This is a genomic window from Lactiplantibacillus sp. 7.2.4, from assembly GCF_018991185.1.
Classification (GTDB): domain Bacteria; phylum Bacillota; class Bacilli; order Lactobacillales; family Lactobacillaceae; genus Lactiplantibacillus; species Lactiplantibacillus pentosus.
Window position 1 is genome coordinate 41975 of sequence record NZ_JAGYGS010000004.1, and the last position, 14426, is coordinate 56400.

Below are 14426 nucleotides of genomic sequence, written 5' to 3' on the forward strand. Positions count from 1 at the left end.
CAATAATCCTCCTAGAAATTACTTATCTGTTTTTGGTGCTAGCACTAAGAACATGCTCCGGCCGTCCATCTTAGGATAGGCTTCGACCGTCGAAAATTCCTTAGTGGCTTCGATCATTCGGTTCAAGACCTGGCGACCAATATCCTTATGGGTAATGGCACGGCCCTTAAACCGGATGGAGACGCGAACCTTGTCACCTTTTGACAAGAACTTTTCAGCATGTTTCAGCTTCGTGTTAAAGTCATTGGTGTCGATAGCTGGGCTCAAGCGGACTTCCTTGATGCTGACCACTTTTTGCTTCTTACGGGCTTCCCGTTCCTTCTTTTGTTGCTCGAAACGGTACTTCCCATAATCCATAATTCTGGCAACGGGTGGCTTCGCTTTCGGCGCAACCAATACTAGGTCTAAACTAGCGTCTTCAGCAATCTGCATTGCTTCTTGTCGTGACTTGACACCTAATTGTTCACCATCACTGGCGATCAAACGTACTTCGCGAGCACGGATGCCGTCATTAACCATTGAATCCTTAGCTATGGTAATTCACCTCCGAAAAATTTTAGAGAAATTCACAAAAAGAGCGGGCGCATAATACGCCCGCTCAACCCCGTTAATGGGAATCAATTCATCGTTCATCTGCCCGATAACTCTGGTTACCAAGGCGAGAAGCGGGTGCTTCTGCTTTTTTCTCAACTCCAATATATTAACAAGAACGACCGCCCTTGTCAACCCATCAATCTACATTGATGTCATTAGTCGTTAATTATTTGCTAGCACCACGACTGTAACGCTTGATTTCCTGCGTGATTGCCCCGATGAACATGTCGACAGCTTCGGATTCCGTCCGTTCTTCGCCGTACTTCCGAACTGAAACGCTACCGTTAGCAACTTCTTGGTCACCGACAACTAACAAGTATGGGACCTTCTTCGTTTGTGATTCACGAATCTTGTAACCCATCTTTTCGTTCCGGTCATCAATACTTACCCGAACGCCTTCAGCGGCTAAACGACGACGAACCGTTTCAGCATAGGCGCCATGTGCACCGTTGTTAACTGGAATGATGGTAACTTGCTTAGGAGCCAACCAAGTTGGGAAAGCACCCTTGTACATTTCAGTTAAGTAAGCCACGAAGCGTTCCATCGTTGAAACTAAGCCACGGTGAATCATCACTGGACGGTGTTCTTCACCATCAGCACCGACATACTTCAAATCGAAGCGTTCTGGTAACAAGAAGTCCAATTGAATCGTGGATAAGGTTTCTTCACCACCAAGGGCCGTCTTCGTTTGAACGTCTAACTTAGGACCGTAGAATGCGGCTTCCCCTTCAGCTTCGAAGTAATCCAAGCCCATGTCATCCATGGCAGATTTCAACATCTTTTGGCTCCGTTCCCACATTGCATCGTCATCGAAGTACTTTTCAGTATTTTCAGGGTCACGATAGCTCAAACGGAAGCGGTAGTCAGAAATATCGAAGTCTTCGTATACTTCAACCATCAAACTCAAGATCTTCTTGAATTCTTCCTCGATTTGATCCAACGCAACGAATGTATGACCATCGTTCAAGGTCATTTCACGAACCCGTGATAACCCAGTCAAGGCCCCGGATTTTTCGTAACGGTGCATCATCCCAAGTTCGGCGATCCGCAATGGTAATTCACGGTATGAGCGAATGTGATGGTTGTAAATTTGAATATGTGATGGGCAGTTCATTGGCCGTAATTCCAATTGTTCGCCGTCACCCATGTCCATTGGTGGGAACATGTCCTCACGGTAGTGGTCCCAGTGACCAGATTGCTTGTAAACATCTAAGTTAGCAAGCACTGGTGTGTAAACGTGTTGGTAGCCGTTAGCAACTTCCTTGTCGATGATGTAACGTTCGATTTGACGACGAATCGTGGCACCATTTGGCATCCAGTAAGGTAACCCGTTGCCGACCTTAGGATCAACGAAGAATAAGTCTAATTCGTTACCAATGACCCGGTGATCGCGTTCACGTGCTTCTTGACGCCGCTTTAAGTCAGCATCCAAGTCTTTTTGCTTCAAGAAAGCCGTCCCGTAGATCCGTTGTAACATTGGATTGCTAGACTTACCTTGCCAGTATGCACCGGCAACGGACAATAGCTTGAAGACTTTGACTTTACCAGTTGAGGCTAATTGGGCACCATCTGATAAATCAACGAAATCGCCCTGCTTGTAAACCACGACTTGACCATCGTTTTCGGCAGCCCGTTCGTTAACTAAGTCTTGTTGGTAAGGATTGTCGCCAACTAATGCAAGCGCATCCGCCTTCGACAAAACTTCGCGTTCGATTGGTAAGTCTTGCTTGATGATTGCAGCCATCTTATCACTGATTGCTTCCAAATCATCTTCGCTTACTTGCTTACCATCTTCGTCTGGGTTGTCGGTATCAAAGAAGAAACCGTTGGCATTCCCTTCACCACTCCCAAAATGAATACTTGGGAAGAGTTGCTTGACCGCGTTAGCCAATACTTGGGCAGCCGTTTGCCGTAAGACATTCAGGCCGTCTTCGCTATCAGCAGCGATAATTTCGATACTACCATCGGTTGTCAGTGGTTGGCGGTAGTCCACGATCTGATCGTTGAACTTACCAGCAACCGACCGTTTAGCCAATGAAGGACTAATTGACTTAGCAATTGCTTCCGTCGTTACGCCGGCATCAAATTGCTTTACAGCACCATCTGGGAACTTAACATTAATACTTGCCATATACTTGACACTCTCCTTAAAATTTACCCACTCACCAAAACACCGCGCCGGGACGACAAAAAAGTCCCTAATGCCAGACTGAACTAGCATTAGGGACGTCATTGACGTGGTTCCACCCGATTTTTCAGTATCACAAAGGACACTGACTCATTAGCGCTAATAACGGAAGCGTTCCGGCTCAATTGAGCATGTTCACAAAAGTGGTATCTTCATAAATCCGGTCCAAGACTTCCAGAACAAGGTCTTGGTCTCTGTGAGCCATGATAAACGAAGCGTGTCTTTTGCATCTGTTTTCATTAAACCACTTTTAACTTAAAAGTCAACTCTTGATTTTAACCATCTGGATTCAAGCGCCGATTGCGACCGACCATTTCGATCTCACTGGAGAGGTAGCGCACCCGTTGCATGATTCGCTGGGCTTTGACTGGTTCCTCATCACCCTTTTGCGAAATCGTTAAGTAACCGTCCTGTAATTCTTGCATTGAAAAGTTCGATGAAAAACAGGTTGGTAACTCTTCTTGCATCCGGTACTCTAAAATCACCCCAAGCACATCATCGCGAATCCAAGTGGACGACGCGTCTGCGCCAATATCATCGATCATCAAAATTGGCGCCCGTTTAATCGCATCGACCTTATCGGCAGACGTATTGTTGCTGATGGACCGCTTCATTTCGACCGCAAAGCTTGGAAAATGAATCAATGTCGTATTGAAGCCGCGGGCGGCCAGTTCATTCGCCATCCCACCGAGCAGATAGGTCTTGCCGACGCCAAACGACCCATACAGGTAAAGACCGCGATGAAACCGTTTCGGGGCTTGCGTGTAAGCATCAATAAAGTCCAGCGCTGCCACCAGTGCCGTCGCGCGGTCGCCGTCTTGATCATACGACTTTAAATCGGCCGTTTGAATGCTTTTGGGCATGCTGATCGACCGGACTCGTTGTTGTAGCGCTCGGGCTGCCTGTTGTTCTTGTAATTGCGGCGTTGGTTGATAAGCAATGTCGATCAGATGATTACTCATCACCAATGTCGGCTGATAGCCCGGTGCCTGCGTCGGTTCATGCCGGGCGAGCTTGCGTTTTTCTTCGCAAAATTCATATAATTTGGCACCAGAGCGTTCCAAAGCATCCGCAGATAATTCATCCTGGTGAGCGGCTAAAAACTGACGAACATCTGGATCATGATACACGGTCGTCATTAACGCCTCATAGCGATGATTCAAGTTTTTGCGATTCATTAACGTCCGGAGTGTTTCTGAGATATTCTCCATGCTTTAGTCCTCCTTTTCTGAATTTGTCTCGAGCTTGGCGAGTCGTGCCGCTAATTGCTGACGTTGTTCTTCCGACAGTTGCTTGTTGGGCTTGTCCGGCTGAGCTTCGCCGGCTTGTTGTTTCTGGGCCCACTTCGGCATCACTTCTTTGCGGGTTGGCCGGGCATTCGACTTACGCCGCGGTGTCGAGGTCTTCGGCCGCTGACGTTGCTTCAAGTAGGCCAGCGCCGCTTCTGGCGTGTTGACGCCATGTTGTTGCCAGTCATTGGCGACCGTCTCGATCAAACTTCGATTGAGCGCAGCCAACTCCCGGTTTTGGAGCAAGTAATAAATGACGATGTTGATGACCGAATTCGGTAACACGCCCCTACTGATCAAGTCATGGACCAGCCGATTTTCACCACTTGTCACAAAGCCGTGCTTTTCTGCCTTCACCGCCGCCAAAAAATCGTACGGCACGGCCTGCTTCGCAACATCGACCAGTTGCTGTTCCGCCTTAGAAAGTTGTGCCGTTGAAGCTGGCTGCCGGGTTGCCTTACTAGAATTGGCCGCCGTAGTGGTTGGTTTAGTCGACTGATCGGTCGTTGCTTCATTTGTCGTCGTCCGAGTTGGCGTGGTTGGCCGCTCATACCGGCGTGCGATCAATAGTTTCAACTGGTTCTCGTCAAATTGTCCAGTCGTCAAACTGGCAACTTCACTGATCAGCTTGGCCATCTCAATCTCACTGATGCCATAAACCCGACTTTCCGTAACGATAAGTTGGCGCGAACTAGCCACTTGTTTCAAGTCAACGTAGTTTTGCTTCAAGATTTGACCTAATAATTGCCAATCGAAGTCATCATCACTGAGTACTGGTGATTGATCTTCAGCCGGTTCATTGGCAGCCAGCTGTGCCCGCACCTGCTGGACAGGGCGTGGCGTGGTCGTGACTTTATGACCATCAACGTGAAATACCTCGAGGATATTAGCCGTCACGTCCTTCGCCGCCGTCAGATCCACCGGTTGCGTGGCAAAATCACTAGCCAGCTGTTGGTAGCGTAATTCCCCAACAGTATCGAGCAGCAAAACGCTTAACAGGTCATCTGCAAAGAATTGTAAGGCTAGTTGCGGTGCCTGCAAGCGATAAATATACAAAGTGCCGAGCTCATCTTGTTGGTAATAACTCCGTAACAGCCCCGTCGCCTCTAGTTTACGACGTGCTGCCAATACGGTCGGTAAATCTGCGTTCAAAATTCCTAGCAATTCCGCATGACTACGACGATTACTCAGTTCGTTTTCACTGCTTTGTAAGCTTCGCAGCGCGGCATACAAACTATATGCCAGTGGCCCGATCAACGGTAAATACAGCTCCGCTAAGACTGCTTGCTGGGCGGCGCTCAACGCTGGGGCTTGTGGGACCACCAGTCCTGATTTGGGCGTCAATGGTTCTTCATTTGGCATCTTGTTCACCATTCTTTTGACCTAATCTTTTTTACGTTTTGGCGCGTGCTCGGTCTTCACTGACGGTTTCGCCAACTTGACCTTGTCACGTTCCATCATATCTTGGAGTTCGTTCAAGAAGACGTGCATATCCTTGAATTGGCGATAAACACTAGCGAAACGAATATAAGAAATTTCATCAATATCCGCGAGCTGTTCCATCACGTACTCACCGATCACTTGGCTGGAAATTTCATTTTCACCCAGTGACCGGACTTTATTTTCAACATCATCAACGACCCCAGTCATGGTTTCCATGCTGACTGGGCGTTTTTCGGCGGAGCGAATAATCCCTCGTAAGACCTTCTCACGATTGAATTCTTCACGGGCACCATTTTTCTTGATCACTAATAACGGGGTCGCTTCGACCCGTTCAAACGTCGTAAATCGGAAACCACAGTTTTCGCATTCCCGCCGACGCCGGATGACGCGACCGTCATCAGTCGGTCGACTGTCAACCACACGGGAGCCATTATGATGACAATGTGGACATTGCATAGCTTTCACACCCCTTGTAACAAGTCACAATTATTTTTATTAAACAGTCATAGTTTCTAGCCATTTTAACACGGCGGCTTCAGTTTTATCAACGGTTGAACCGTTATCAATCACCACGTCCGCCCACGCGGCCTTTTGAGCCAATGGCAGCTGACTCGCAATTCGTGCCTGGGCCGCTTGCTTTGACAGCTGGTTGCGCGCCATCAAGCGTTTTAGTACGATGGCCGGTGGTGCAGTCACGACGACAACCTGGTCACAGACATTCTGCCAGCCACTCTCATAGAGTAACGGCACGTCTAGAATAATCGCCGTTGGATTCGACTGGCCTGCCGCGACGATGGCTTCAAACATCGCATATTGAATCGGCAAACTGGTAATGGCCGTCAAATCCTGCAAGGCGGCCGAATCATTAAAAACTAACTGGCCGAGCCATGGCCGATTGAGTGAACCATCCGCCAATAATGCGTCCGGCCCAAACTTAGCAGCGATTTTCTGCGTCGTGGGTTGTCCTGGTCCTTCGACCGCCCAGGCGATTTTGTCAGCATCCACGATAGGTAAATACTGCGCTAATAACTTAGAAACGGTGGATTTTCCAGTCGCAATCCCACCGGTCAACCCGATTAATTTCGTCACGGTGGTCACCTACAATCGTTGTTCAAGGGGACAGAAATGTGTCCCACGCTGCGCGACCTTGATTTTCTCAATCATCGTACCACACCGCTCACAAGGTTCACCTTCACGACCATAGACGTGCAAGTGATTCTGAAATTGACCGGCCTCACCAAACGCCGTTGAGAACGAGTGTACCGTCGTTCCGTGTCCTTTGATGGCTAATGCCATTTCGGTAATAATATTGTCGCGCAACGTTGCAATTTCATCGGCTGTCAGCGAATTAGCTGGCCGCATCGGATGAATCTTGCTCATCCACAACGTTTCATCCGCATAAATATTGCCGATGCCCGCAATCTTACTCTGGTCCAGTAAGAGCGGCTTGATCATTTTCTTGGAATGTTCAAGCGTCGCAGTCAGATAAGCCAAGGTCAGTTGGTCAGCGACCGGCTCCGGGCCAATTGTGCGTAGTCCAGCCACCGATAGTTCCTCACCAGTCGGCACCAACGTCATCCGCCCAAATTTACGGGTATCGTTATACAGCAAGTCCCGGTCATCCGTTAAATGAAAGACGACGTGCGTATGCTTATCGCGCGCTTCACCACGCGGAACGACGTTGTACTTACCTTCCATGCGTAGGTGTGACACCATCGTTAAACCGTTACTAAATCGGAACAATAAATATTTGCCACGCCGGTCAATGGTTTGAATCGTCTGATTGATCAGCCGTTGTTTGAATAAAGCCACGTCATTATTGATGATTTTGGGCCAATAGACGTCAATATCAGCGATCGTGGCACCTTTAACGAGCCGATTCAATCCACGACGAACCGTTTCAACTTCTGGTAATTCAGGCATGGTGGTTCCCCCTATTTTGCATCGTACCAAGTATCACCGTAGTGACTCTCGACCTTCAACGGTACGGCTAACTTCACGGCGGAATCCATCACGCTTGGTACTAATTTTTCTAAAACTGGAATCTCTTCCTTTGGTGCTTCAAAAATCAATTCATCATGAACTTGTAAAAGCATGGTTGCTTTCAAACCAGCTTTTTTCAACTCGGCTTGCATCTTGATCATCGCAATTTTGATAATATCGGCCGCACTACCTTGAATTGGCGTGTTCATGGCCGTCCGTTCGGCAAACGAGCGTTGGTTGAAACTCTTCGAATTAATGTCTGGCAAATAGCGACGACGATGAGAAATTGTCTCAACGTAGCCTTGTTCCTTTGCCGATTTGACAATATCATCCATGTACTGCTTGACACCTGGATATTCCTTGAAGTAAGCGTCAATAAAGCTGCGCGCTTGCTTACGACTGATACCAATATTTTGTGACAAGCCATAGTCACTGATGCCGTAAACGATACCGAAGTTGACCGCTTTGGCTTGCCGACGAATATTAGGTGTCACGTCTTCAGCAGATTTCAAATTAAAGATTCGCATCGCCGTGGCGGCATGAATGTCGTCGCCTTCCTTAAAGGCCGCTTGCATGTTCTCATCACCGGTAATATGGGCGAGCACCCGCAATTCAATTTGCGAATAATCAGATGAAAAAATCTGCCAACCGTCATGACTTGGAACGAACGCTTGCCGAATCTTACGCCCTTCTTCGAGCCGAACAGGAATATTTTGCAAGTTCGGGTCAACTGAGGACAAGCGGCCTGTTTGCGTCAACGTTTGAAGATAACGCGTGTGCACTTTTTGGTCCGTGGAATGAATGGCATCCAGCAAGCCCACCACGTAGGTTGATTGAATCTTTGAAATTTGACGATACTGCAAGATATTCGCGACGATTGGTGCTTCTGGTGCTAATTTTTCCAACACGTCGACGGCGGTCGAGTAACCGGTCTTCGTCTTTTTAATGACTGGTAACTTCATTTCTTCAAATAAAATGTGGCCCAATTGCTTGGGTGAATTGATATTGAACTCTTCACCGGCTTCTTGATAGATGGTCTGTTCGATCTCACTCAGGCGTTCCGTAAACTGACTACCCATCGCCTTCAAGCGACTGCTATCAACGGTAATGCCGGCAATTTCCATCTGAGCGAGCACCGTCGCCATTGGTTTTTCGATATCATCGTAGAGTTGGGCCTGCTCATTATCCGCGAGTTCTTTCAACAAGCGTGATTTCAAATCAGCAATTGCCGCTAATTTTCGTGCCAAATGACTGAAGAACACGTCATCATCCTCTGGAATCGCACGTTTGACACCCTTGCCGTAGACGGTCTCGTCACTTGGCAAGTCAGTGTAGCCGTGTTGTTCCGCCAGACTACCAAGGTCGTTGCTGTTATCATTGGTGTCTAGTAAATATGAAACGAGTAATAGGTCGAAATCGACCTTACCAAGCTGGATGCCCAAACGGTTCAGCCCAACCATCGTTCGTTTCATATCAAAAACGTCCTTGGTCAGCGTATCGCTAGTCAAAAGCTCGCTGACTGCGGGTTGCATCAACAATTCAACATCACGACTAATACACCAATGACCATCCGCACCAATCGCAAAACCAGCGAAGGCGGAGGTGTGGTAGTTTGGTGTCGGCATTTCAAGATAGAAGTCGACATTGGTCGTGAATTGTTGTAATTCATCCAAATTGTCTTTGGTCAAAACAGTGTATTCGATTGGTGTCGCTGGTTCGTCAGATTGCAGATGCAACTTCTTCAAAAATGACTGAAAATCCATCGTTTGATAGAACGCGGCCAACTGGTCCAAATCAGGGCCATTATAGGTCAAATCTGACAACTGAACCTCAATCGGTGCATCCCGCTTGATGGTTGCGAGCACCTTGGCTTGAGCCGCCTGTTCGCGGTCCTCAATCAGATGTTCCTTCATCTTGCTGGCCTTCATCGCATCGATGTTTTCATAGATACCTTCCATCGACCCGTATTGTTTCAGCAATTTCAGCGCTGTCTTCTCGCCGACCTTGGTCACACCAGGATAATTATCTGAAGTATCACCCGTTAGCCCCTTCATATCAATGATTTGTGCCGGCGTGATGCCTAATTTTTCTGTAACGTGTTCTGGGGTGTAGCGTTCAACTTCTGAAACCCCTTTAACGGTCACTGCCACCGTCGTCCGTTCCGTCGTTAACTGGGTCAAATCACGATCACCAGTAACGATCGTCGTCGTATAGCCCGCTTGATCAGCCTGCCCAGCCAGCGTCCCGATAATATCATCGGCTTCATAATCTTTTAATTCATAATGTTTAATGCCATAAGCGTCTAATAATTGCTTAATATATGGCATCTGCTCAGAGAACTCACTTGGGGTCTTGGCGCGGCCCCCCTTATAATTATCATACATGGCGGTTCTAAACGTGGTCTTACCCGCATCAAAAGCCACCAGCATATCGGTGGGGTCCACGGCCTTGATCATGTGGTCAAGCATGGTATTAAAGCCATAAATAGCGTTTGTATGCAAGCCATCCGGATTTACGAACCGTTCCAGTTGGTTATGCAAGGCAAAGAACGCCCGAAACGCCACACTGTTACCATCAATCAGTAATAATTTTTTTGCCATTGGTTTGCTCCCCGTCTCTTAATTTTAAGTTATCGATATCATGCAATGCTCATCAGTGTTATCAGTCATTTTGCATCAAACTGATTTTGCGACCGGTATGTGGTCCACTAACAAGTGGTTTACCCTTATAATTGTACCAAACAATCACCTAAAACGGGAGTTCGGCCCACTGAAAACCCGGTAAATCATAGATTTTCTGTTCGTTAGTGAGCTGGCCGCCTTTGACTTTGAATATTGACACGCATTGTGTGTTATGAATCATGATTAAAACGTGCCATTTTCTAAGTTCAAGTGCTGCCAGCTGGGGCCCGCTGGAAACAGTGCGAGTTACCGTAAACTTGCTGTAGTAGATGCTTCCTACACCGGCTTCCAGGCATTCTGTGCAATGGCCGGAACGTGGTGGACACAGATTTAAGCCGACAGCCCACGTCTTAAATACTGGTCTTTCACTAACCAAGCCAAAAACGCTTGCTAAGTGAAATTTCACCACTTGGCCTTGCCCAGAATACCTTCCAGCCGGGATTGTATTCGAAAGGCGGAAATGTGCGGACCCAACTTTTTTAAAGACTGATCACTGATTCATATCAAACAGTACAACTGTTATCTGACTGTTAGATTTGTTTTGTCTAAAACTTTTTCTTAGTCATTAGTCTATCGTCTAGTGTCGTCAATACAGAAGTGTCAGATTACTATCCTTTACTCGATATGTCTTCGAATAAGGCTAAAAATTAATTAGTCGTTAATGCTTTGCAATCAGTAATCCAGTCATTTACCAACAAAGCAGTTTCGATTAGGTCCGCTCGACAAAATCTTGGCCTGAAAATTTCGATGAGTTTTTTAGCCACCATCGATACCAATTAAAAAGGTTTATCTGAAGGACCAGTCACCTAATATTCATTAGCCAATTGCACCCAGATAAGTGGCCGTTCATCCGCCATTCGAGCGGGTTCCCGACCGGAGGGGCTGGCTGACAATGCTCAGTAGCCAAATTATTCTTAGCTGGAAGTGGTCTTCTTCCGGCTTAGGATAAGACTCGTATTTGAAATTGCGCAGTGGGCTTCTGCGTGAGTTCAAATCGATGTCCGCCCTGTTCCAGCGTTGTCAGCCAGCCCCGGAGGTCAGAATAGGGCTCGCCTCCGCTGACGAACAACAATCCAACTAGCACGTTTCAATCAGCTTTTATGCTAAATAATAACTAGCACGACGCATATTGACGCATGTTTCAATAATTATGCATCACAACTCATAACCACCAGCTGGCCCATATCGGCATACTAACGAAAAGACACCCTAACCGAACGGGCTAGCGTGTCTAATTTGAAGCTTATTTTGTTAGTGATTAGTCGCGGCTTGAACCACCGAAGATTTGGACGAAGTATAAGAATAAGTTAACAAAATCCAAATAGAGTTGTAAGGCCCCAGTAACGGCTAAACCAGTAGATGAAACTTGGTCACCATATTGTAAATACATGTCTCGCATCCGATTAGCATCCCACATGGATAAACCGGCGAAAATCAAGACACCGATGTATGAGAAGATATAACTAATCATGGCGCTTTGTAAGAACATGTTAACGATGGAAGCCACAAACAAACCAATTAATGCGGCAATCAGATGGCTACCGATCCGTGAAATATCACGCTTAGTGGTCGTCCCAATAACGGCCATCGTGGCGAAAACTGCACCAGCAGCAACGAAGGCCCCGGTAATCACCGCACCCGTGTATAAGGATAAGATGATCGACATTTCGACCCCAAAGACCACTGAGAACAGCATCAGCAAGGTAAAACTCATTGCTGGATTACGCGTTGCATTGGCTTGAATCCCGCCAATCATGACGAACATGCTAACAATGAAAATAACCAGTGCCATGATTGGATGAGCATTGAAGGCAGCATAAATTTGTGCCTGGAACATGGTCATTGATAAGTAAACGGTCAAGGCTGAAACCAACACAGCAACCGTCATGAACCCATACATTTTTGTTAAGAAACTACGGAGCCCAACTTGCGTATTAATGGTCCGTGGTTGTGGGTCATTTTGAAAATTGTTCATAGAATCCCTCTTTCACCTAAAATTGACTACTCGTTACGTTTCCCGAGTTAAGATTAAAATTGAGTTAGTGGATCGTTACTAACGCATACGGCGCTAGCAACTTCCTCACACTAGTTTGTCAATCATTTGCCTATGACTAGCCATCTCAATCAGTCACCTCAACTTTCTTATCCTAAGTTTATCAAATTAGTCAAAGAAGGTAAAATAGTTTGTGCTTGGGAATTTGCTAAGAATTTCTAATGATTGCTTGTCGGGGACACCTATGATTTGCCTGGATATAAGACTGATATCGTCTGATAGCAATTGATCAGGGCCTGACATGTTCTGACGTGCCAACCCGTAACGCACTCCTCAAGGAGAAATCTATTCAGTGACAACACACCCACTTGGACATCCTGATATAACGGGACAAAAAGTTTCATCTGAATGCGGTAAAGCAGCAGTCTTTCACTAAAAATAGTCGCCATACAACCACCAATCACAGGCCAGTTCCACAACGACTATTTATTAAAATTCAACGATTCAAATTTCACTCAACATACTTCCAGATTTCATCATCAAAGTGCCCGAGCCCATTTGCTTCCAGCGTCTTAAAGTACGCCAACAGTTCAATCGCCCCAGCTTTGCTAGCATGGGCAATCGCGTTCATCCCAGTTCCAGTTGGGACCACGTTACTCATCTCGGTGATGTCATGCCCATTTTCAATCTTGACTTGTGCGCAGGTGACTGTCCAGTGATTTAAGACGTTGGGCGCAAATACCAAGAAGACGTTATAATCATCCGACAAATATCCTGGCAGCGCCCACGCCGTCTCGTCGATCGGCTCTGGATACAGATTGCCCTGCAGCGCAAATTCCTGGATATTATTCGCGGTTGGGACCACATCCAACATAAAAATCACCTTTTCAAAAGCTTCAGTTCCTAACTGTGCATCAACGGCCATCTTGCACCGCCCCCTTCATTAAAAGTTCGCTAAAAGTTTTCCCGATAAAATTGGTATTTTTGCTTAATTTCTTTTAGCGGTGCATCCATCACGTGTTCATAGCCCTGCGCATCGAGTTTAAAATTACGGTTAACGATTGCTGCCAGTCGGATTCGCAGCCCAGGATTCTTTGCCAATAACGGCCGCAAGTCACTCGACATGATTTCAAAGCGCGGCAACTGGTCTGGTACTAAAATCTTGATGAAATCTTGGTACGTATCCGCTAATACTTCTGAATAGATATGATCGGCATATTTCAATTCGACGGCTTCCAACTTATCGTAGTAGTCGGCGTTGGTCAGGCCCTTCTCATTTTTGATCAAATGCTGTTCATCATATTCATGTACCAGATATGCATCCCAGTCTCGATAAGCATAAGTCGTCATCCGCACGACCAAATGCCGCCCAGGTGCCGTCACGTTTTCGGGAACCAGCTCGCCACTTACATCCCGCAAATAGGGCTTGACTAACAACTGAGTCACAAAATGATAGTAGGTTCCCGGAATCAACTCCCGGTCGCGGTCAGCGTCATACAGTTCACCCGTGCCTTCCAGATCTGGTAAGCCAATCAAACTCAGCCGGGTCTGGTTGACCGCGTAAATAATGTCCTCAAGTTCTTCGGTGATGTCATCCGTCCGACTGATGACTTGTAACACGTGGGTGAACAACCGAACGAGCTGATTACGCTCCCCTTTTTGGTTTTCATAAACCCCCACTTGACGCTCATACTTGCGGGTTTCGCGCTCTAATTGTTCTTCCAGCGAGGTGGTCATTCGTTCGACTTTAACGGGCAACACGGGTTGGTCAAACGCCTCGCGCGCGACTGTTCGTACGGCAGCCCGCAACGTCGGCCGCATTTCGATAAAATCGGGAAACTCAAAGACATTTTGAAAGTCATAGTGTCCACTCGCGTCCATCCGCGCAGCATTCAATGTAAAATTAAACTTGGCCATGACGGCACTCCTTTCCAATAATTTAATTAATTTCAGCATAGCACCCCCACCACCATAATCCTATTAGGGAAACACCCCAAAGCGCGTCCGCTCACAATTTGGTCACGCTCACATTAATTCGCGCGTCAGCTTTTCCGAACACCCGCCGATTCGTGCTGGTCAAAACCACTCGCGGGATGCGGACAACTTGGTTCCGCCTGTTCTGCGGGACGTTTGACGCCATCAGTTCTAATTTAAACGCATCGCGAAAACTCCCATCCAAGCCATTTTCAAGCCTAATTTGACTGTCGAATTTCTCGAATCAATCCGTTCCAGACCGAACTTAACGCCGAAAGGTC

General features: G+C 47.0%; 11 protein-coding genes and 1 other annotated feature. All 11 genes read right to left on the bottom strand.

Features of this window, described 5'->3' with window-relative positions; all coding sequences use genetic code 11:
* Positions 1–18: 18 nt before the first annotated feature.
* Positions 19–540 carry a translation initiation factor IF-3 gene (gene infC, locus KGF70_RS02185; protein WP_031267356.1) on the bottom strand — a complete coding sequence of 174 codons (522 nt, stop codon included), beginning with the start codon at positions 538–540 and terminating at the stop codon, positions 19–21.
* 23 nt (positions 541–563) lie between these two features.
* Positions 564–687 (bottom strand) — a sequence feature (ribosomal protein L20 leader region).
* Positions 688–760: 73 nt separating this feature from the next.
* Positions 761–2725, bottom strand: a complete 1965-nt coding sequence (gene thrS / locus KGF70_RS02190; protein ID WP_056952390.1) for a threonine--tRNA ligase — start codon at positions 2723–2725, stop codon at positions 761–763.
* Positions 2726–3057: 332 nt separating this feature from the next.
* Positions 3058–3993, bottom strand: a complete 936-nt coding sequence (gene dnaI / locus KGF70_RS02195) for a primosomal protein DnaI (protein ID WP_050338832.1) — start codon at positions 3991–3993, stop codon at positions 3058–3060.
* Between the two features lie 3 nt (positions 3994–3996).
* Positions 3997–5433, bottom strand: coding sequence for a replication initiation and membrane attachment family protein (locus KGF70_RS02200; protein WP_216767583.1), 1437 nt, complete (start codon positions 5431–5433; stop codon positions 3997–3999).
* Between the two features lie 21 nt (positions 5434–5454).
* Complete coding sequence (nrdR, locus tag KGF70_RS02205; RefSeq protein WP_216767584.1) at positions 5455–5970, bottom strand: transcriptional regulator NrdR; 516 nt, start codon at positions 5968–5970, stop codon at positions 5455–5457.
* A gap of 39 nt (positions 5971–6009) precedes the next feature.
* A complete protein-coding gene (coaE, locus tag KGF70_RS02210; protein WP_088769640.1) occupies positions 6010–6603 on the bottom strand; it encodes a dephospho-CoA kinase in 594 nt (197 codons plus the stop codon).
* Between the two features lie 9 nt (positions 6604–6612).
* Positions 6613–7437, bottom strand: a complete 825-nt coding sequence (gene mutM, locus KGF70_RS02215; protein WP_050338835.1) for a DNA-formamidopyrimidine glycosylase — start codon at positions 7435–7437, stop codon at positions 6613–6615.
* An 11-nt stretch (positions 7438–7448) separates the two neighbouring features.
* Entirely contained in the window at positions 7449–10097 is a 2649-nt protein-coding gene (polA, locus tag KGF70_RS02220; RefSeq protein ID WP_216767585.1) for a DNA polymerase I, read from the bottom strand.
* Between the two features lie 1339 nt (positions 10098–11436).
* Positions 11437–12153, bottom strand: a complete 717-nt coding sequence (locus KGF70_RS02225; RefSeq protein WP_003638517.1) for a Bax inhibitor-1/YccA family protein — start codon at positions 12151–12153, stop codon at positions 11437–11439.
* Between the two features lie 529 nt (positions 12154–12682).
* The gene (locus KGF70_RS02230; RefSeq protein WP_003638516.1) at positions 12683–13096 is read right to left on the bottom strand and encodes a hypothetical protein; all 414 of its coding nucleotides are present in this window, start codon (positions 13094–13096) and stop codon (positions 12683–12685) included.
* Positions 13097–13125: 29 nt separating this feature from the next.
* Positions 13126–14088 (bottom strand): hypothetical protein, encoded by a 963-nt coding sequence (locus KGF70_RS02235; protein WP_105920875.1) that lies wholly within the window; start codon positions 14086–14088, stop codon positions 13126–13128.
* Between the last annotated feature and the right edge of the window lie 338 nt (positions 14089–14426).

Excerpts from the sequence above, each read along its gene's own strand:
- thrS (WP_056952390.1), bottom strand. The coding sequence starts at position 2,725 with ATGGCAAGTATTAATGTTAAGTTCCCAGATGGTGCTGTAAAGCAATTT.
- dnaI (WP_050338832.1), bottom strand. The coding sequence starts at position 3,993 with ATGGAGAATATCTCAGAAACACTCCGGACGTTAATGAATCGCAAAAAC.
- KGF70_RS02200 (WP_216767583.1), bottom strand. The coding sequence starts at position 5,433 with ATGCCAAATGAAGAACCATTGACGCCCAAATCAGGACTGGTGGTCCCA.
- nrdR (WP_216767584.1), bottom strand. The coding sequence starts at position 5,970 with ATGCAATGTCCACATTGTCATCATAATGGCTCCCGTGTGGTTGACAGT.
- mutM (WP_050338835.1), bottom strand. The coding sequence starts at position 7,437 with ATGCCTGAATTACCAGAAGTTGAAACGGTTCGTCGTGGATTGAATCGG.
- polA (WP_216767585.1), bottom strand. The coding sequence starts at position 10,097 with ATGGCAAAAAAATTATTACTGATTGATGGTAACAGTGTGGCGTTTCGG.
- KGF70_RS02225 (WP_003638517.1), bottom strand. The coding sequence starts at position 12,153 with ATGAACAATTTTCAAAATGACCCACAACCACGGACCATTAATACGCAA.
- KGF70_RS02230 (WP_003638516.1), bottom strand. The coding sequence starts at position 13,096 with ATGGCCGTTGATGCACAGTTAGGAACTGAAGCTTTTGAAAAGGTGATT.
- KGF70_RS02235 (WP_105920875.1), bottom strand. The coding sequence starts at position 14,088 with ATGGCCAAGTTTAATTTTACATTGAATGCTGCGCGGATGGACGCGAGT.